Source organism: Bradyrhizobium sp. C-145 (assembly GCF_023375135.1).
Classification (GTDB): domain Bacteria; phylum Pseudomonadota; class Alphaproteobacteria; order Rhizobiales; family Xanthobacteraceae; genus Bradyrhizobium; species Bradyrhizobium zhanjiangense.
In genome coordinates this window covers 1,528,312-1,547,434 of record NZ_CP088150.1, presented here as the reverse complement: position 1 = coordinate 1,547,434, position 19,123 = coordinate 1,528,312, and the positions used below count along the sequence as shown (strand labels likewise).

Sequence of the window (19,123 nt, the reverse complement as noted above, 5' to 3'; positions counted from 1 at the left end):
GCATGGACGCTTGGCGGGATATCCGGCTCAAGGCGCGCGAATGTCACCGCCAGGCCCTCTTGAAGTCCAAGGGCGTCCGTAAGGCACCTGCGCTGCTCGCGGCTGCGCTGGAAGACGAAGACCTTCAGCTCACACATTACGCGCCGGGCTCGGTCGTGAGCAAAGGTGTTTATGGATTTCTCGACCGCCCTTCGAAGATAATCAACGTCGCGAGCGGCCAGAGCCCGGAAAACGAAGCCGTGGTGACCGCGCATGAACTCGGTCACTACAAACTCCACCGCGATCCCCGCAACGAAGTGACCGCAATCGCGCCTGGCCTTGGCGGCGATCCGATCGATTCAGGCGCGGGCCGCGTGGAGGGCTATTCGCCGCGCGAGCGCAAGGAAGTCCAAGCCGATATTTTCGCTGGCGAGTTTCTCTGCCCGGCCGACTGGCTGCGCGAAGAACTCCTCGCGCATGGCCGCAAGCCTGCGGACATTGCCAAAGATATCGGCGCGCCGCCGGGCCTCGTCTTGAATCAAGCGATCCGCGCCCTGCTCCTGCCGGCCTTGGAAGCCCCCGCCCCGGCTGGCCCCAGCCTGAGCTACGCGCTCGATCCGGGCCAGCTTGAGGCCGCGACCTGGAGCGGCGGGCCGCTGCTCGTCGATGCGGGGCCGGGCACAGGAAAAACAAGAACGCTTGTCCACCGCATCCAGCACCTGCTCGACAACGGCGCCTCGCCCGCCTCGATTCTCGCCCTCACCTTCTCCATTAAGGCCGCCGAGGAAATGCGCGAGCGGCTGTCCGTCCGCAATGCCGACGCCGCGATTGAAATGTGGGTCGGCACGTTCCACGCGTTCGGGCTGGAGCTGATCACCAAGTATCATCAGCGCATCGGCCGCACGATCAACGTGCGCATTTTGGATGAAGCGGGCTCGCTCGCACTGCTTGAGGCCAACCTTATCCGCCTGCCGCTGCGGTATTTTCAAAACCTCTACGAGCCCGCTTATGAGCTCGTGCCTGTGCTGCGCGCGATCTCGCGCTGCAAGGACGAACTCATCACGCCGGAGGCGTACCGCGCTGCCGCCGAGGCCGCCCGCAGCGCGGCGATGAGCGAGGACGAGCGCGAAGCCGCCGGCAAGGCGCTGGAGGTCGCCGACATCTACGAGATTTATCAGGATGAACTGGCCAAAGCCGATGCGGTCGATTTCGGGGATCTGGTTCTGCTCGCGGCGCAAGCGCTCGAGCAGAACCCCGACTTGCGCGCCGAATACCAGGCGCGGTTCGAGCACATCCTCGTTGACGAATACCAAGATGTAAATCTGGCGAGTGCGCGGCTCTTGCGGGCGCTCGCGGCGCCCCAAGCGGATGTTTGGGTCGTTGCCGATGAGCGGCAGTCCATTTACCGCTTCCGCGGCGCGGCGCCCAGCAACGTGCAGCGTTTTGTAACCGAGTTTTCCGGAGCACGGCGCTCGCTCGGCATCAACTACCGCTCCGGCTCGCCGGTGGTGCAGGCGTTCCAAACCTTCGCCGCCAGCATGCAGGCCTCCCCCGGCGGGCGCTGGACGGCTCAGCGAGGAAGCGTGGGCGCAATCCGCCAGATTGTGGCGCCTTCGGTCGCGGCCGAGGCGGCTGCGATCCGCGACCACATCGAGCAAGCGCGCGCCAACGGCATCCCCTATAGCGAACAGGTCATCTTGGCGCGCAGTCATCTCACGCTCGCGCGCATCACCGGCGCGCTCGAACAACTTGGCGTGCCTCTTCTTTATCTTGGCGATCTGTTCGAGCGTGAGGAAATTCGCGATCTGCTCGCCCTGATCTCGATCGACGCCGAACCCGGCGGTATCGGCCTTGTCCGAGTCGCGCAGTTGCCGGAATACGGCGCGTCCAAAACCGACGCGCTCGCCGTCATCAAATGGGCCGAGGCCAATAATGTGCGCATCCTCGACGCGCTGCGCCGGCTCCCGGAAATTGCGGGCGTGACGCTGCAGGGCAGCGCCGGACTAGCACGTCTTGCAAGCCAGCTCGACGGCTTCGGAGGGGGCACTTCGCCCTGGACGCTTCTGACGAAATGGCTTTTCGAGCGCAGCGACTATCTCAAATCGCGGCTGGCAGCCAACGACGCCAAGGCTCAGCAGCAGCTCGTCGCCATCTATCAGCTCCTCAAGGTCTGCAGTGAAATGGCCGCTGACGGAGATTCCACCCGCAAACATATGCTGGCGCGGGTGCGCCGTATCGAGGCCCTGAATGACGATCGCATGTACCGGGCCGTGGCTTCAGAGGCATCCGACCTCAACGGCGTGCGGGTCCTGACCGTTCACGGCAGCAAAGGGCTTGAGTTCAAAGCGGTTCACCTGCCAGCGCTAGCGACGCGGTACATGCCGGCGAACCGGCAGGGCGTGCGCTGCCCGCCGCCGCCCAGCCTGCCGCATCTCGCCATCCGTCCCGCCGATCATGAAGCGGAAGAAGAATGCTTGTTCTTCGTGGCGCTCTCGCGCGCGCGGGACTTCCTGTACTTGAGCCGCGCCGAACGCTATAGCGCGAGCCAGTCCGCCAGCCCGTCCAAGTTCTTGTCACCCATCAACGGGCTTGCGCCGGCCGCACGGCGCAATGACTCTCCGCTTCCGGGACGGCTCGCGCGGACCCTCGCACCGCCCGGTGTGCGCACGCTTTATCAAGAGCGCGAGCTTTCTCTTTATATACAGTGCCCGCAACGTTATCAGTTTGAGGCCTTGGACGAGCTGCGCGCTATTCGCGACGACTCTCCCTATGTCCGATTCCATCGCTGCGTGTTCCGCACCATCGGCTGGCTTGAGACGCAGCGCGCCGCCGGCACCCCGTCGGATCTCCCCGCCGCGCTCGCGCAGCTCGGTCAAGAATGGGCGGGGCGCGGGCCGAAAGGTCACGGTTTCGAGGCGTATTACCGTGCCTCCGCCGAAACCATGATCACGTCGATGGTGGACGTAATCGCGGCGGAGACGGGAAGCTATGATCAGGGCGAATGGATCGTTGATGTCGGCGGCAAGCAAATCGCGGTGACACCCGATCGCGTCGTCATCGCTCCCGACGGCGGGGTGCATGTGCAGCGCATCCGGACCGGGCGAAAGACAAAGTCGGATCCCGCCAACCGCATTTATGCGCTGCTTCGCCGTGGCGCTGCGGCGCGCTATCCGGGGCGGCGTGTCGTGATCGAGGCCTATTACCTCGCGGCCCGGGAAGCGGTGCCCATTCCGCCCGGCAAGGACGACAAGTTGCTGGAGGAATATACCGGCACCATCGCCGACATCGAGCGCGGCGCATTCGCGCCCGTGCCGGAGGATGCGCGGCGCTGCCCGAATTGCCAGTGCTATTTCATCTGCGATTTCGTCCAGGGCGTCTCCTAGATCCACTTCCCGAAAATTCCGCCTGCCGTCGCTTTCTCCTTAGGGGCCCAATCAGGGGCCGCACACCAAGGGAATTTGCGATGAGCAAGACGATCATCTTCATCCAGGCCGAGGGCAAGCCCGGCGTCACTGACGCCGAGTTTACGATCCCGGCGACGGTGCACGACCTGCACGAGGTCTTCAAAACGCACGGTATCGATTTTGATAAGGAGTCCGAAGCCTTCGTCGACGAGGCGGACAATCCCGTGTCGCACGATGCCAAGGCCACGGTGGAGGGCCTCAAGCACGGCTCGCGCGTCCACCTGACCCGCTGCAAGAAGATCAAGGTCGCGGTCCACTACATGCACCGCACCATCGACCGCGCCTTCGCCCCCGGAACCCGCGTGCGCAGCGTCAAGCAGTGGGCCGTGCGCGAGCTCAAGCTCAACCCGACGGATGCCGGCGAGCATGTGCTGCAGCTCTGCAACAGCACGATCCAGCCGCCGACCGACGCCGCACTCGCGGAGCTGGTCAACGGCCGGAGCTGCGATGTCTGCTTCGATCTGGTTCCTGAAAAGCGCATCGAGGGCTGAGCCGATGACGGTGGTCGTGCCTCCCGACCAGTTGCTCCTCGCAGCGGATCTCGCCGCCCCGGAATTCCGGCGCTGCGAGATCGAGGGCAAGTGGCGTCACATCGAAACCGTCTGGCCGCATGCAACTATCGCGGTTGCCGCGGCGAAGCGCCCGCACGCGCCCGACGAATTCGGATTCCGCTTCGAGTGCAGCGGCTACCGCCACACGCCGGCAACGGCGCAGCCGTGGGACCCCGCCACGCGGCGGGCCCTGCCCGCGCCGCACTGGCCGGCGGGCCGCTCCCTCATTCCGTCCGTGTTCAGGCCGGATTGGAAAGGCGGCCAATGTCTTTATTTGCCATGCGACCGCATGTCGATCGAGGGGCACGGCGACTGGATTCACAATCACCCGAACCGGCTGTGGCAGCCGCAGCGGGGCATCCTCTGCTACCTGGAGCAGCTTTATGATCTCCTCAATCAAGACGATTATTCGGGCATTCGCGGCGCCTGAGCACCGCTTGAACTGCCCGACAGCGCTGTGGGCGCGCACCATGGCCGAGCTGCACCGGCGCACACAACAGCGGCACGAATCCGGCGCGTTCCTGCTCGGGCATGACCATGATGGCCGCCGCGCCGCCGTCGACGTCGTCTACTATGACGATCTCGACCCGGCCGCCTACGCGAGCGGCGTGTGCATTCTCCACGCCGGCGCTTTCGCCAAGCTCTGGGCGATCTGCCGCGCGCGCAAGCTCTCCGTCGTCGCGGACATCCATACGCATCCGGGCAAAGCCTTCCAGAGCGAAGCCGATCGCACCAACCCGATGGTCGCGCAGCCCGGCCACATCGCCGTCATCGTGCCCGACTTCGCCGCGCCCGCGGTCAGTTACGAGAATCTTTGCATCTACGAGTACCAGGGCGAGCACCGCTGGGCCGACCGCAGCCACCGCCATTGCCGCAAATTCGTCTACACCGGATTTTGGAGTTGATCCCATGACCGCTCTCATCGATCACACGCGCCTGCACCGCACGGCCAAATACTTCATGGATAGCGGCCGCGCGGCGACGCACGACGACGCGATGGGCATCCTGCGCGGCTTCGGTGCTTCGATCCGCGTCGGCCCAGAAGCCGCCGCCTCGATCCCGCATCAGATCGTGCTTCTGACTTTGGTCAATCTCGCGCGCCGGACCTTGCTTGGCGGCGTTGAAGTGCTCGGGGTGCCCGATGCGCCCCTGCTGGTTCCGCTCGCGCGCGCGCGCAGCCTTGCCGACGCCGTCGTCGAACTCGGCGGCACGCTCGCCACGACCGGCAATCCGCTTTGGCCCGTCGCGCAAATCGGCACGGTGCCGACGACGAGCGCCACGAGTTGGCAGCTCACCTGGCAGGGATGGCGGGGCGGGGTCGTACCGCGGCATGACGCGCGCCGCCTGTCCGAGAATGCGGCGAATCCGCTCGCCGCCGCCATGGCCGCCGCCGCCGCTGCCGCCGAACTGTTCGCCTGGCACGCGAAGGATCATCCCATGGCGGGACGGCGCACCGCAGGCCTCTCGCTCTGGAATCCTGGCGCCGATTGGCTCGCGCCGGACGAAAGCGAGCCCGCGCTTTCCTATTTGCCCGCTTCACTGTGGCTGATCGGCCTCGGCAACCTCGGACAGGCCTTCGCATGGTTGTTGGCCTGCCTGCCCTATGCCGATCGCAACAAGGTCGAACTCACGCTTCAAGACTACGATCTGATTGCGGACTCGAACGACAGCACCTCCTTGCTGTCATCCCTGGCTTTGGTTGGAGCGAAGAAAACCCGCACCGTCGCGAGCTGGCTGGAGGCGGCAGGGTTCACCACCACGCTTGAAGAGCGCCGCTTCGGACCGTGGACATTGCGTGGTCCGCACGATCCGGCTGTCGCGTTCTGCGGCGTCGATAATGCGCCGACGCGCGCCGATCTCGGCAGCGCGAAATTCGAACTCTTGGTAGAAGCCGGGCTAGGCGCCGGTCCCGGCGGCTTTCGGAATTTCTCGCTGCACACCTTTCCGTCGTCACGGCGGCCCGACCAAATTTGGCGCCGCGAAGATGCTGGAAGCGCCTTTGATGTCTCCGCGATGCCCGCGTACAGCGCGCTGCGAAAGTCCGGACTCGATACTTGCGGTCTGGCCCAGCTTGCGTCGCGCACGGTCGGCGTGCCGTTCGTCGGCTTGATCGCCGCCGCCCTCGCCGTCTCGGAACCCTTGCGCCGACTCCATGGCGGCGGCGGGGTCGAGATTGCCTCGGGGTCGGCCCTCAATCTCTGTGATGTGGAATGTGTCCGCCTCCCGTTTTCGCCCTACGCATTCGGTCACTTGCCGGCGTTGTAGTCGACCCTGGTCCCTTCAAAGAGATCGCGAGCTCTCGTTATCCCCTTGCTCTCGAAATGCTACCGGTCGGGATATGGCAATCGTGATGAAGGCCGCACGCCGAAAGGCGCGGCCGAAAATCCGACAACTGCCGACGAGAGGGCCGGGACCGCAACACGGTCCCGACCTTGCCGATCACTCGGCCGCGTTAGCGTACGCGTGCGCAGGACCATCCGTGGCAGCACCCGGCGCTGGTTGCATCGCGCCCCGCTGCGCCGCTTGCGGCGTCCGCATCAGTGCAGGCAGCCAACCCGTTGTAGCCAGCAACTGCTCGGCGGCCTCCGCCGTGCCCGGCTTCTTCATGTCGGCCATGCGGTCCGCTGCCTCAGAGCTCACGGCTTCTCGCACCGCGTCAAGGATACGCGCCTTGGTGACACGTCCGAGATAGGTTCGCACGGTCGGTCGCCAATAGCCGCTCATGTCGAGAGCGGCGACAGAACCGGCAACGCAGCGCCCCCGGCGGAGCGCGTCGGCGGCTCTGTCCCAAGGCGGAGATCGGAAATGATGGCAAATCGCGATGGTTGCATCACGGGGGAACCACAGCGCCAACGCCACTTGGAGTCGACCTCGAAGATATTTCGGAAAGGCAAGCATCGCTTCGCCGGTCGCCTCCAGCGACCAAGAAGACAGGGCGCCCCTTGGGCCGCCCTGTGGATGTCTAAGCCATCAAGGTGGGGACTACGCGACAGGCGGAAGCGACGGCATGATCCACTTCAAGCTCAGGCGCCAGAGCCTCAGCGGTCTCGGCAGCCCAGGCGTGTAGATGACGATGATGGCCGACCGGGTCTCGATCACTTGTTCGCAAAACGGGAACAAGCTTTCCGCAATCCCAATCCCGTCAGCGTCCCTGTCCACCTCAGGCAACCAGCGGTTCTTCGCCGTAAGGTAACCGCCGTCGGCCTCAGCGATGTCGCGGGCCTCGAGAATACAACGTGCGTCATCCACAGTCAGGACACGCCAGCCATGGTGCGCGATGGAAAGGATGATGTCCCTGCTCGTTGGAGGACGCAGCGCGCCATCGCCCTCGACCAAGGTCGCACCAAACTCTTCGAACTCGAGGATGTCAGCCCTACGTCGCCTGATCAGCTCAACGAATCCAGTCCTGGTCACCCGGACCAGGGGCACGTGATCGGTGGGCAGCGTCCTGTATTCGAGCAAGTTGACACGAGGGTAGCTCGCGAAATCCGTGTTGACGAGATAGCAATGCGGATAGCGCCGAAGCATCGCGCGCGCTACGGAGGTTGAGGAGCAGGAGCACCAGGCCCTCCGCACATTGCGGACGGCCTGGGCCCACGGCGTTTCCTTGATGGAGGCGGCGGCCTCGGCAAGGCGCGTCTGCGCGATGGTCCGGATCGCATCCCGGATTTGGTTCATGGTCATCGGCTGGTCTCCTTCTGCTTTCACGACAACGGCGTGTTGTCGTGCGAGCAGGGTGGCCGATGAGCCGGGGCGAAGTTGCAGACGAATTGAATTTCGGTGCGGCAGCCATCATCAATGGAGGCTGTTCACCATAACAGCGGGCGGAAGTGCCGCACGGAAAGCAACTCGCCCTTGGTCATTTGAGGGAACCTCTCGTAATCCACGGACAGGTTGATGCCTTGCTGGCCTTTTCCGACCCTGAATCGCGGATCGATTTTCGCATCCGGATCGTCCGGATGGGCTGCGTGCGGCGCCATAACGATATTGTAATACAGCGGAGCTGCTGCGATCGGCGTTCGCGTTGCAATGGCCCGCTGTGCTACGCCTCGGAGGCTCTCTTCTCCGACGAGAAGGTCGGCGAGATATCCGATTTCGCGGTAGATCTTTTCAAGGTGGTCAATATCAGCTTCGGCTACCGCAAACCTCGGCCTAGATGAAAGGCAATTGGCCAAGGTCACGGCGATCTCAGGCGGCAGCTCTTCATAGTCCCCTCGCGCGAAGCATCCGAACCAGGCGGCAAGATCGAAGAGGTCGGTCAAAGAGTCGAATTGGCTGTACAGGGTTGTCGCATTGATGCCTCCGTAAAGCGACAGGAGAAAGCAACCCCAAAGATTGAGATCAAACGCTTCGCCGTTAGCCAAGCGCGTCCTTGTACCAGGGCTCACCGGCTCGCCTTTTGCCACCTGATAACGCGCGGTTTCCCGCCCGATCCGATGCACCGTTAGCGCTCGCAATTGTGCGCGCCGCAAGATGCTGATAATTGGAAGTTCGCGATGGGCCACAGCTTCGTAGCTGAACGTTCCATAGATTTGTTCATAGCAAAGAATTTCGACGTAAGCTTGCGCTCGAATTTCGGTGGGAACCTGCTTGAACCAGCTCCTAACTGCGGATCGTCCAGCGGTGCGAATATGTTCGATTGTGACGTCGCGCTCGTGATCTCGCACTTCTGGAGCTCGATAATCATCACTGACCTCCCTGAACGTGGCCTCTACTTCCGCCAATTCCAGGTTCTCCAACTGGTCCCGAAATTCAAAGTCGAACCGCGTCCATGGATCGGCCTCGCGTTCCGAACGAAACTTTGCCATCTGAAGCACTCGGCTTGCTCGTACGCAATGAGCGTATAGTGCCGTCGTCAACGCACGACCGACGACTCCCTGACCAGAACTGCCCCTTGTGCCTTCATCGCTATGAGCCGGAACAATTGCGATCCAATCGCCCCGCGCGAAACCCTCCCTTTGTGCTCCGGTGAGCTTCACGCCGCGAGTACGCAGCTGAAATTCCGTTACCGCCTGAAAGTCCTTCGCGCGCCACTGAGCGAGGGGAGCGTCGTCAACAGGAAGCGGCGGGACTCCAAACCGAGCATTGTAGTAGACGATGGGGATCTGCTTGAGACTGAAGCGATCCCGAATGACGTGAATTGCAGCGTCTGGACGCTGTTCGTGCATTGTCGTTAGGTGATCTTCATCCAGATAAATACGAGCGCTGTCGCGATGCCCAAAAACGTCCGGCCTTCCAAATAGCATAACGCTTCCTCTGCAAATTAGAGTCGGGGCTGATTACGCGAGTGGCTCTTGAAAGACGGCGAAACGCGTTGCGGATCTTTGAGTAAAATTCGAACTTATTTGCCGCATCCTGCAGCGGTCCCGGCCTTCTTTCGGCCCTTCGCGCTCTTCCTCAATTGCTCTGCAACGTAACGCGGCCGACGCGACTACGGACGGCTTCCTTTGATGGAGGCTTACGTGGTTGCAACGATCGCGGCTGGGACAACGGCTCGGTATTACAGCAAGCAATCAGAGTATTATCTCGGCGGCGGCGAACCAGCGGGCCACTGGATCTCGTCGACCAACGATTTCGGCGTCAGGCACGGCGCCGAGGTCGACAATTCTCTGTTCGAACGACTTCACGCTTCCCTTGACGTGGACGGACAGCCCCTGCTGTCCAATAGCGGCGACACGGCGAAGCGCGTCGGTGGTATCGACCTCACGCTGTCGGCGCCGAAGTCGGTTTCTGTCGCATTTGCCCTTGCCGACGCCGAGACGCGCCGCGCGATTGAGACGGCTCAGCACGAAGCCTGTGAAGCAACGATCGCCTTTCTGGAAAGGAACGCGGCGTATTGCCGAAGAGGCAAGGACGGCCATCGTCTCGAACGCGCCACGCTCACCGTTGCGTCGTTTCAGCACGGGGAGGCGCGCCCGGTTGAGCACGATGACGGCAAGGTCTACGCTGACCCCAATCTGCATACACATGCAGTCTTATTAAACTTTTCGATGCGGCAGGATGGCACCGTTGGCGCTCTCGACGCGCGTCACCTGTTTGCGCACAAAATGGCGGCTGGCGCAGTCTATCATCTCGCACTTTCTTCAAATTTGCAGAAAATTGGTTTCGAGGTCGGGGGCGTTGGCAAGAACGGTATCTTCGAAATCGTCTTGCCGAATAGCAGCCAAGAACAGAGGGAACAAGCGCAGAAATTCCGCGAACTTCAGCGTCACTGGTCCGGTCGCCGGAAGGAAGTGGAGCAGGCGATTGGTGCGGAAGGGTTATCGACTGCGGAGGCGCCGGCCCTAGCGGCGGCGATCGCTCTTGGCACGCGGTCAACAAAGCAGGAGGCGCGCACCAGCGATCGTTTCGAGCTGTGGGCCGACGAAGCAAGGCCGTTTCTGGACGTCGAACGGCTTATGACGAACCTGCGCACGGAGCGGACATGGGACCACGCCGAACAAGAAAAGCTGATCGCCGCGCGCGTGGCAGCCGTGCCCACAGAGCTGACCGAGTACGAAAGCGTATTTGATCGTCGCCACCTGTTTGCGGCCGTCGCGACTGCTTTGGTGGGGACAGGCGCTGACGCGATGCGCGTCGAACAGGAGGTGGAGCGCTTGATCCACGCAGGCCGCATCGTCGAGCTTGGACGGGACGCTCTCCAACAGCCGGTGTATTCGACGCCGGAGCAGATCGCGATCGAGGACGAATTGGTCATGGTGGCCGAGCGCCTCGCTCGGGAGCAGCGCCCGGCACCTGATTCGGAGTATGTCCTGCAGCTTTGCCGCGCACGCGGACTTTCCGCAGAACAAACCCACGCCGCGCAGATGGCAACAACCTCGGCTGCCATCGTGGTGATCGAGGGCGCTGCCGGCTCTGGGAAGTCGACCACCTTGGCCGCGATCGTGGCGGCATATTCCGGCCGCGGGTCCGGGGGACTTTCACCGATTGGTGCTGCGCGGCGGGTCATCGGTACGAGTCAATCCTGGAAGGTAGCCAAGGAGTTGCAAAAGCTTGGGATCGAAGCCATGGCCACCGACGCCTGGCTTGCCCGAACCAAGGAGCCGTTTCTCGATGCAAACACGGTGCTGGTTGTGGACGAGGCCGGCCTTTTGTCGTCGCGCCAAATGTTGGCGATCACCAAGCGGGCTGCACAAGCTGGCGCGAAGGTGGTGGCTGTAGGCGATCGAGAGCAACTCCAGGCCCTGGGGGCGGGCCCGGGACTGTCTATTCTCGCCAGCGTCACAGGTACGACTCGCGTCGACACCATCGTGCGGCAGCGCAAAGCCTGGATGCGCACCGCCGTGACAGATTTCGCCAAGGGGCGCGCGAAGCAAGGTTTGACGGCATTCGACGATCGCGGCCTCTTGAGCTTTGGGAGCGGCGAGAAGGCCACGGTCACGCGCGTGGTAGATGGCTGGGAGCGCGCCCAACGCGCGGGGCCGAACGCCGCCGTCTTGTTGATCGCCAAGACCAATGCGCAGGTACGTGCCCTCAATGACGAGGTGCGCATCCGCCTAAGGCGCGACGGGCGGATCGTCGGCGAGGATATCGAGGTGGCTGCCGTGACGCCGTCGGGTCACGGCCAAGCGCTTCCCTTAGCAACCGGCGATCAAATTCGATTCCTGGTCCGGCATGATCGTCTGGCCGTCATCAACGGCACCACCGCGACCATCACCCGCATCGAGGACCGCGAGACACAGGATCCCATCCTCCATGTCGACATCGCGGGACGCCGGGCCAGTTTCCGCGTATCGGAGCTTGCTGATGAGCACGGCCGAACACGGCTCGGCCACGCCTATAGTACGACGATCTATGGCTCCCAGGGCCTGACAACTGATCGGGCCTTCGTCTGGGCCGGACCGTCAATGACAAGAAACGAGGCATATGTCGCATTCTCGCGTGCTCGTGATCATCTCGAGATCTTTGCCAACGTCCGCGAGATCGACGCCCAAATCCGGCTCGATTTGCCACTGTCGGAGCGGCTGCAGGCCCCGATCACGCCGGAGCGCCGGATCGAGTGGTTCTCCGGACGGTTGTCACGACGGCAGATCAAGACCTGCACGCTCGACCCCATGCTCGACCAAGCCGTGCGCATCAATGAGCGATTGCCGGAGCGAGGCCTGGCGACCGAGTACGAGCGTAGCTAGATTGATGCGCGGAGCCATCCCCTCGTAGAAGTGCCAAGTACGCGTTTCGTAGTCGCGAAGAGCGAACATCAACAGGCGGCTGGTCCGATGTCCTCAAAGAGAGACCAGACATGGGTACGTGGGGCAGCCTACATTTCCGATGTTGCGCCGAATTCTTGCGCGCGCGCCGAGAGCCTTACGTTATCTGCCGTTCGGTTTCCGGCTATGTCTGCCACATGTTTGCCATCGTTCGCCAGCCCCACCCCAAGGGAAAGCCTGCCTTCCACCTTGACGACGAGGCCCGCATCGAAATCCGGGTTCTCGCGCTTGCCGCCGGGCTCCGGATATCCGCGCGGGTTGCAGACGACTCGCGTGTCGCCGACGCGGTAGTCGCGGTTGCTGTGCACATGGCCATGCAGCCACAGCTCAGGCGCGGTGTCGCCGATCATCAGTCGCTCGAGATCGCTGGCGTAGCACCAGTTTAGGTCCGTGATCGTCGGCCAGTGGAGCAGCGACCGCGGCGACGGAGCCATGTGCGTGATGACGACCGCGTCTTGGCCCGCAGGGCGCTCGGCGAGAGCCTTCTCGATGTACGCGACTGAGGCCTTGTGGGCGTCGATCGTTTGGCGGGGGAGGAGCCGGTCCTTCGACCGGCCGGCGCCGGTCTTTATGGTACGGTAATCGTTCATCTGCTTCGTGGCCTCGCGTACCGCGTCGCCGAACATCACGTATGGCGGCCTGGTCATAAAATCCGTCCACAGCGTAGCGCCGACGAAGAGTACGCCGCCGATCTCGACGGCGGCATCATCGAGAAGGATAAGCCCGAGATCCTCCGCGACCTCTGGCATTCGCGCGCGCTGCTCTTCCCACGTGGTCTTAAGCTCGGCGTGGTGCTTGTCGTGAAAGGAATAGAAGTCGTGATTTCCGGGGATGTAGATGAGTGGCCGGTCGCGATCGGGATACAGCTCGCGGACACGCCGCAATGCCAGCGTGCCGGGCGCGGCGGCGTCGCCGGCGACTACGGTCACGTCTGCGTCGATGGGCGGCATACTGTCGAGCCCATTGCGCTCGATGTCGACGTGCAGGTCGGAAACTAGATTAATGCGGATCACGCCGTCACTCCATTGTTCTTGATATCGCCGGCCTCCGGATCCACGCGTGGCGGCAGTGTCGCCATGTAAGCCTTGATGGTAGCGAGACGCACCGGTGCGATGCCCATGACATCGACGCCAATGTCCGCGGACTGCTGGTTGCCTGGCATCTTGCCGTGGTGATGCCCATACAACATTAACGTGGTGGGCTTGCGGGACCCAGGCCAGCTCGCCCATCGGTAGTGACAGATAACGCATTTGGTGCTCTCGATCGTCTCGTACGCGACGTCGCTGCACCGATTGTGACGAGACGCTGAAGGCCGATTCGCAACAACATTTCTCCCTGCGAATCGAGCAGAATCGACGTTGCGCAAGTCCCTTTCAAGCTACATCTCGCCGAGCCGGCGCCCATCCAGGCCCTGTCAGATCACCCTCATAGAAATATGGCAGCCAGCGTACCAAGCGCACCGAGCATCAGCCCGATCAGCGAACCGGCTGTCGGCACATCTCTAAAGAGCAGAAGCGTGAGTATCGGTTCCAATACCAGAATAGCTCCCACCGATATCGCGACAATGATCCAGATATTCTTCAGATGCATGTAGCCCAGCGCGCATCCCAAAACGAGGAGGATGCCACCGAAGGATATCAGGAGAAACATCGGCAACAGCATTGCCAGATCACCGCCGGCCTTTCCAAATTGCCTTGAGGCAATCAACTCGGCGAATATCGAAAGCGCTTCTCCAAGGAAAATCGCTGCCACCGCTACAATCTTCAATATCAATTTCATCGGCCTCTACGGTTCCGGCTGTCCAAGACAACCCGGAGACGCGGCATCGGAGTTACCGTGACGGTTGCCTTCGGCGTCAGGCGCCTGCAAGTCGTGCGCGCTATACTATCGCTCCTCACGGGCACTTCATCATCATCTGCCCGGTTGACGACTAGACACCGACATGCAGCAATTGTTTCGCGTCGATCACACCATCTTCGCTGCTTGCAGAAACGAAGATGGTTCAGGACGAGCCCAACCCCACCGGGTGCCGGCTGCCAGACCGCAGCGATAAGGGCCTAGGCTGCAATCCGCACGGGGAGAGCGGAATAGCCGTGCACGAAGTTAGACGCAATCCGCTCGGGTTCGCCGACAATCTCGAACCACAATTCCGCAGACAAAATCTCTTCCCAGAGGACTCTCAACTGCAGTTCCGCAAGATGTCGACCAAGACAGCGATGGATGCCGAATCCAAACGAGAGATGCTGCCTCACATTCTTGCGATCGATCACGAAATTGTTGGCGTTCTCAATGATCTCTTCGTCCCTGTTACCGGAGATGTACCACATGACGACCTTGTCGCCCTTCCTGATCTGTTTTCCGCCTACGATGCTGTCGATCGCGGCGGTACGGCGCATATGTGCGATTGGCGTCTGGTACCGAATAATCTCGGACACGGCGCTTGAGATCAGCTTGGGATTGTCAATTAACTTTCGCAGTTCGGAGGGGTACTGATTCATGAACAGAAGGCCGCCGGTAATTGAGTTGCGCGTAGTGTCGTTTCCCCCAACGATCAGCAGAATCAGATTTCCGAGAAACTCGCTCGGCTCCATCTGCCGTGTGGCGGGCGAATGCGCCATCAGGGAAATCAGGTCGAGGCGCGGCTCGGCATTGATGCGTTCGTTCCAAAGCCGCGTGAAATAGTCCAGGCACTCGGACAAGATGGTGCTTCGCTTGTCCCAGCTGTCGATTGCATGGTCTGCTTTCGGAGCTGTAATCGCGACGTCTGACCAATAGGTCAGCAGTCGCCGATCCTCAAATGGAAAGTCGAACAGCGTGGCGAGCATTTGCGTCGTCAACTCTATGGAGACCATGTCCACCCAGTTGAAGGCCTCATTGCGTGGCAAGCCCGCGAGAATTGCCCTGACGCGAGACCGGATCAAGCTTTCGAGTTTCGTCAAGCTTTCCGGCCCGACGATCGGGCTGACGGTATTGCGCTGCTCGGCGTGCTTGGGAGGCCCCATCTTGATGAAACTCGGGGTCCAGTGCTCGCCAGGCACGTCGACAATAGTGACACCTTCTTCTGACGAGAACGCTTTGTGGTTTGTGTCTACGGCTACGATATCCCGGTATTTCGTTACGGACCAATATGGACCATGAGCGCTGTCTTGACAGTAGTGAACGGGATCTTCCTTTCGCAACCGCTCAAAGCAAGCCCACATGCTGTCGTCTTGAAAGCGCTTGCCCTCGCTTACATCCAGCTTGCTCAGCGGGATAACACACGACCCCTCAGCCCTATAATCTTCCGATCGCCTTGTCATGATCATCTCTGCAGATTCTGCTCTCGAGAGTTTACGGTGTGGCGCGATTCATCGCTTCGAGCTGCCGCAGCGCTTGGCTGCGACGGGCCGCTCGATCAGGCTACCTCATAGTGCAGCTAGCCTCGCCCTACCATGTCGGGCAGTAAGGATCGCATTGACTTTCCAAGTCGATCTACTCAATGGATCAGTGAGAGCTCTCAGCACTGGTTAGAGATGGCTATGCGCTGGAGGCAACATCAAGCCGAGTACACCTTCATAAGGTAACCCCTCGCCTTGGGATACGGCCGGAACGGATAGAAAGGTCATGGATGAATAATCGTCTGGCTAGGACTGTTCAGGCAGATCGATCCAGATATCCGAAGGACCCTTCATGAGAGTATCCTGATCTGGAACGTAGATATTATCGAAGATTCTGAGACCATGAGCCGTTGCTGCTCCAAAAATTATGAAAGGGAGCTTGACTTGCTCCAGGTCTTCGAAGTTGTCAGCGCCGACGATTCGAACAAAATCGAGTTTAAACTGTCGGAACTTGATCTGAGATATGGCCGACGCGACCAGATCCTTCACCCTAGATACCCCTTGGGCGATCTCTTTCCTCGAATGGTTGAGTGCCGTGAAAAGGCAAGACAGCTCATCAAGCTCGGAAAGGCTAAATCGCCTCAAACGCGACGAAATGGGCACTCCGTTCTTGTATCTCACGGTCGGCACAAACCTTATCTCGCAATCCAGAAGGAGGTCCGCGACGGCGCGCTTCACCAAGAGCGCCTGACCGATATCTTTCAGGCCGAAGTAGCTGCGAGTTGGCCTTGCATAGCAGATCCACCGGAGTGCCCCGGTAACGGCTTCCTTCAAATACGCCTCAGGCCCCCCTAAACGCAAATGACAGTCGCCTTGCGATACAAAGGTTCGATAGCCAGGCGGGAACATTTCGGTGTCGTTGGAGGAAATCACGGCAGTTGCTCCCGAACGCAATGCAAGTCCAATATCCTCGTCCAAATTGAAATCGTAGCTCCCACCTGGTCTAAGCTGGATCTTGTTCGGGTAGACTGTGACGATCGCGACGTCATTCTCCGATGCCGCCCTTCTGATCAGTTCTGCATGCCCAAGATGCAGGGCGCCTAGAGTGTGCACCGTCCCGATAGTCTGACCTGTTCTCGCCACCTCCCGGATGAACGCTTTGCCTGCGGAAAGACATGCCAGATGCATTTTCTTACTCCAGTTTCTTTGAATGCCAAAAGAGTGTCTGACCGGTCGGATCGCCGAAGGTCCGCTCTGCGTCTCGCTTTGGCCGCGCACGTCAACGAGCGCCAAAAGAGCTTTAACGCCCGCTCACAGCTCGGACCACCGCACCAACACGTTCTAAGCTCACGGACACTGTAGTCCCTTCCATTTTGCGGTTTCCAAAGCAGTCAGGTTGACCCTTCTCGACCACGTCTGATCACCGATGAGAATTCAGCCAGATAGCTTGATGGCTCGCATGGCTGATCACCCTTCAAAGCGGCCTGCAGTCCCGGACATCGGTCGGCAAAAAACGGTGGCTCGAATGTGGTTATCTTAGCGTCCGAAAAGTCGACCTTTACGAAGCTGGCCTGGAACGGCGATATCCCACTCAGGTTCGCGTCGCGCAAGGACGATTGATTCATGCGAACATAGGCGACGCGCGCTGCCTCCAGGTTGCTGTGGGTCATTCCCGCGGCGAGATATGACTGAACGAGATTGCATCCTTCGAGATTTGCGTGATCCAATGCCATGGACTGCGGGGGATCACCGGTAATCATCGACCTGTAGAGGTAAGCCTGGGACAAGTCTGCATGTTCAAGATCGCAGTCGCGCACAACGGCACAGCGGCCACGAAAGCCTGTGAATTTGGCGGCTCGCATTGTGCTCTCTGTTATCGAAATACTTTCGCCTGATACCCGAGACAGGTCCGCTCCATCGAGCTGACAGGAGTGAATAGATGCACCGTTCAACACAGCACCGACGAGGTTCGCGTCGGACAAGCTTACGGACAGAAGCCGCGCCTCGGTCAAATCTGCCTGCTCAAGCTGCGCTCTTGAAAGATTTGACAGGTGAAGATCAGCGAATGGAGCGCTCAGGCCTCTCGCCGTAACGCGGCCGCTCACCTTTGAGAGCCTCAGATACGGAAGATGAGCGCCTTCCAGGACAAGACCGTCGACCGAGGTGGGACGCACGATCGATAGACAGTCCCCCTTTGACTGGAAGAACGAGCAATCCGCCAGATGCGTCTTAGTGATCGTGACTTGGCTCAGCTTGGCAAAGCGGAAGGAAGCGGAAGGAAGGAAGCATTCATTGATGGTCGAGCCCTGTAATTCCGCGCCATCAAATACAGCATCACTCGCGTCGCACTGGTAAACGAGGAGCCCGCTTAGCATCGCGTCGTCAAAGCGTGTCCTTTTCATGCTGCAACCGTGAAACAGACTGCCGGTTGCATCAATTACACTGCGCAGACTTGCATCATCGAAATTGCAGATTTGCGCTGCAATCGCGTGCATATACGCAAAATCAAGCTTGGCCCCGCGGAAACTTGCCCTCTCTAGCCCCGGACAGATAAGGTTCGCCCCAGAAAGATCTGCCCGATCCAACTTTGCTCCGTAGAGCTGCGCACGATTGAGGGTACAGCGTCGCAACGGGAAATCTGACAGGTCGTGACCGTTAAAGTTCTCGGAGGATAGCTGCAAACCAATCCCAGTCCTTCTGATCGCCTCCTCGGTTCGCCTCCCGACAGCGGCCACCGCGCGCAGCCGATCGGCAGCTCGGCTCCAGTACCGAACAAACTCGCCATCTGATGAAAGTTTATTTTTCGACTCTGACCAGTGCTCTGCTCTTTCATTCGCAGTGCACTCGCTATCAGCGCCGATCGTTTGCGACATGTCGACTATTCCGTATTACCGGGATTACGAGGAACTTGTTATTGACCTCTTTCTGCTCGGCCTTGGAGGTACGCTATGCGACTTGTGGCGAACTCGTCGGCGAAATGGCGACACGATACGTCGATGAGGCACCTATTGTGTCGGCGGCCTCCGTAGCCGGCACGCTTGAGGAAGTCAGCCGAATTCTAGTCATGCGCCCCACTGCCGCTCGGTACGATTGTTCACGAAGCCCGGCAACGCTGAGAACCCTTTGACAGTGCCGATATGTCCAGAAGCTGCGAGTTGCCTCGTCGGCTCTCACGGGCAAATCCACATCGCTCTCCATCAAACCGAATTCGAAAAATTCAACGTCTTGCTTCTTTTCAGAATGGACCCACGGCTTGCGGGCGGAAAAGTGATCGTTCATCTAGTTGCTGCACTCAGCCCTTACTCGGCGTTACCTCATTTTCGATAGCAATGACCGTGCCAGCCGCGTCAGTCGCAATTAAGGGCTGAATAGGTGTCGTGAATTCGAAATTGACGCCGAATGTTTTGAACCTGACAAACACGGTCTCGTTGTCAGGGACCGCACCATAATCGCAAGGCTATCGTGAAAGCGGACATTCCGAGCTCGCTTGCAGGAGAGCAAGAGCCGGAAGTCCTTGCGGGCATGCAATCGATGCCTTGCAATTCGACACGCGGATCGCCGACCTCATGGTCAGCAAGTGTTCAAACTCGGCTAGCCCTGCTCCG

At 60.6% G+C, this 19,123-nt stretch carries 14 protein-coding genes and 1 pseudogene; 6 read left to right on the top strand and 9 right to left on the bottom strand.

All coding sequences use genetic code 11. The features are described 5' to 3' along the window. Nucleotides 1-2 precede the first annotated feature (2 nt). The 5 genes from LRP30_RS07320 (at nt 3) to LRP30_RS07300 (ending at nt 6,259) form a co-directional block, all read left to right on the top strand. Nucleotides 3-3,362, top strand: coding sequence for an ATP-dependent helicase (locus tag LRP30_RS07320; protein ID WP_249759850.1), 3,360 nt, complete (start codon nt 3-5; stop codon nt 3,360-3,362). A gap of 80 nt (nt 3,363-3,442) precedes the next feature. Next, complete coding sequence (locus LRP30_RS07315; RefSeq protein WP_249759849.1) at nt 3,443-3,934, top strand: hypothetical protein; 492 nt, start codon at nt 3,443-3,445, stop codon at nt 3,932-3,934. Nucleotides 3,935-3,938: 4 nt separating this feature from the next. Then, nucleotides 3,939-4,424, top strand: a complete 486-nt coding sequence (locus LRP30_RS07310; RefSeq protein ID WP_249759848.1) for a hypothetical protein — start codon at nt 3,939-3,941, stop codon at nt 4,422-4,424. Nucleotides 4,425-4,464: 40 nt separating this feature from the next. Next, entirely contained in the window at nt 4,465-4,899 is a 435-nt protein-coding gene (locus LRP30_RS07305) for a Mov34/MPN/PAD-1 family protein (RefSeq protein ID WP_249759847.1), read from the top strand. Nucleotides 4,900-4,903: 4 nt separating this feature from the next. Then, on the top strand, nt 4,904-6,259 hold the full coding sequence (locus LRP30_RS07300) for a hypothetical protein (protein WP_249759846.1): 1,356 nt from the start codon (nt 4,904-4,906) through the stop codon (nt 6,257-6,259). A gap of 174 nt (nt 6,260-6,433) precedes the next feature. Here LRP30_RS07300 and LRP30_RS07295 read toward each other — a convergent pair. The 3 genes and pseudogenes from LRP30_RS07295 to LRP30_RS07285 form a co-directional block, all read right to left on the bottom strand. Then, nucleotides 6,434-6,745: pseudogene (locus LRP30_RS07295) on the bottom strand (chromosome partitioning protein ParB); the annotation flags it as partial. Between the two features lie 231 nt (nt 6,746-6,976). Beyond that, nucleotides 6,977-7,678, bottom strand: coding sequence for a hypothetical protein (locus tag LRP30_RS07290; RefSeq protein ID WP_249759845.1), 702 nt, complete (start codon nt 7,676-7,678; stop codon nt 6,977-6,979). Nucleotides 7,679-7,803: 125 nt separating this feature from the next. After that, the gene (locus tag LRP30_RS07285; protein ID WP_249759844.1) at nt 7,804-8,802 is read right to left on the bottom strand and encodes a hypothetical protein; all 999 of its coding nucleotides are present in this window, start codon (nt 8,800-8,802) and stop codon (nt 7,804-7,806) included. A 654-nt stretch (nt 8,803-9,456) separates the two neighbouring features. Between LRP30_RS07285 and mobF the strand changes: the two genes are divergently transcribed. Then, nucleotides 9,457-12,123, top strand: coding sequence for a MobF family relaxase (mobF, locus tag LRP30_RS07280; RefSeq protein ID WP_249759843.1), 2,667 nt, complete (start codon nt 9,457-9,459; stop codon nt 12,121-12,123). Nucleotides 12,124-12,251: 128 nt separating this feature from the next. On the opposite strand, the gene LRP30_RS07275 is transcribed toward mobF, so the two are convergent. The 6 genes from LRP30_RS07275 to LRP30_RS07250 form a co-directional block, all read right to left on the bottom strand. Then, nucleotides 12,252-13,214, bottom strand: coding sequence for a metallophosphoesterase (locus tag LRP30_RS07275; protein WP_249759842.1), 963 nt, complete (start codon nt 13,212-13,214; stop codon nt 12,252-12,254). Beyond that, the gene (locus tag LRP30_RS07270; protein ID WP_249759841.1) at nt 13,211-13,363 is read right to left on the bottom strand and encodes a hypothetical protein; all 153 of its coding nucleotides are present in this window, start codon (nt 13,361-13,363) and stop codon (nt 13,211-13,213) included. Before LRP30_RS07270 ends, LRP30_RS07275 begins: the two co-directional genes overlap by 4 nt. A gap of 263 nt (nt 13,364-13,626) precedes the next feature. Continuing rightward, nucleotides 13,627-13,980, bottom strand: a complete 354-nt coding sequence (locus tag LRP30_RS07265; RefSeq protein ID WP_249759840.1) for a hypothetical protein — start codon at nt 13,978-13,980, stop codon at nt 13,627-13,629. Nucleotides 13,981-14,258: 278 nt separating this feature from the next. Continuing rightward, on the bottom strand, nt 14,259-15,506 hold the full coding sequence (locus tag LRP30_RS07260) for a cytochrome P450 (protein WP_249759839.1): 1,248 nt from the start codon (nt 15,504-15,506) through the stop codon (nt 14,259-14,261). A 318-nt stretch (nt 15,507-15,824) separates the two neighbouring features. Beyond that, nucleotides 15,825-16,706, bottom strand: coding sequence for a pantoate--beta-alanine ligase (locus tag LRP30_RS07255; protein WP_249759838.1), 882 nt, complete (start codon nt 16,704-16,706; stop codon nt 15,825-15,827). A 203-nt stretch (nt 16,707-16,909) separates the two neighbouring features. Then, complete coding sequence (locus tag LRP30_RS07250) at nt 16,910-18,391, bottom strand: pentapeptide repeat-containing protein (protein ID WP_249759837.1); 1,482 nt, start codon at nt 18,389-18,391, stop codon at nt 16,910-16,912. Nucleotides 18,392-19,123: the final 732 nt, after the last annotated feature.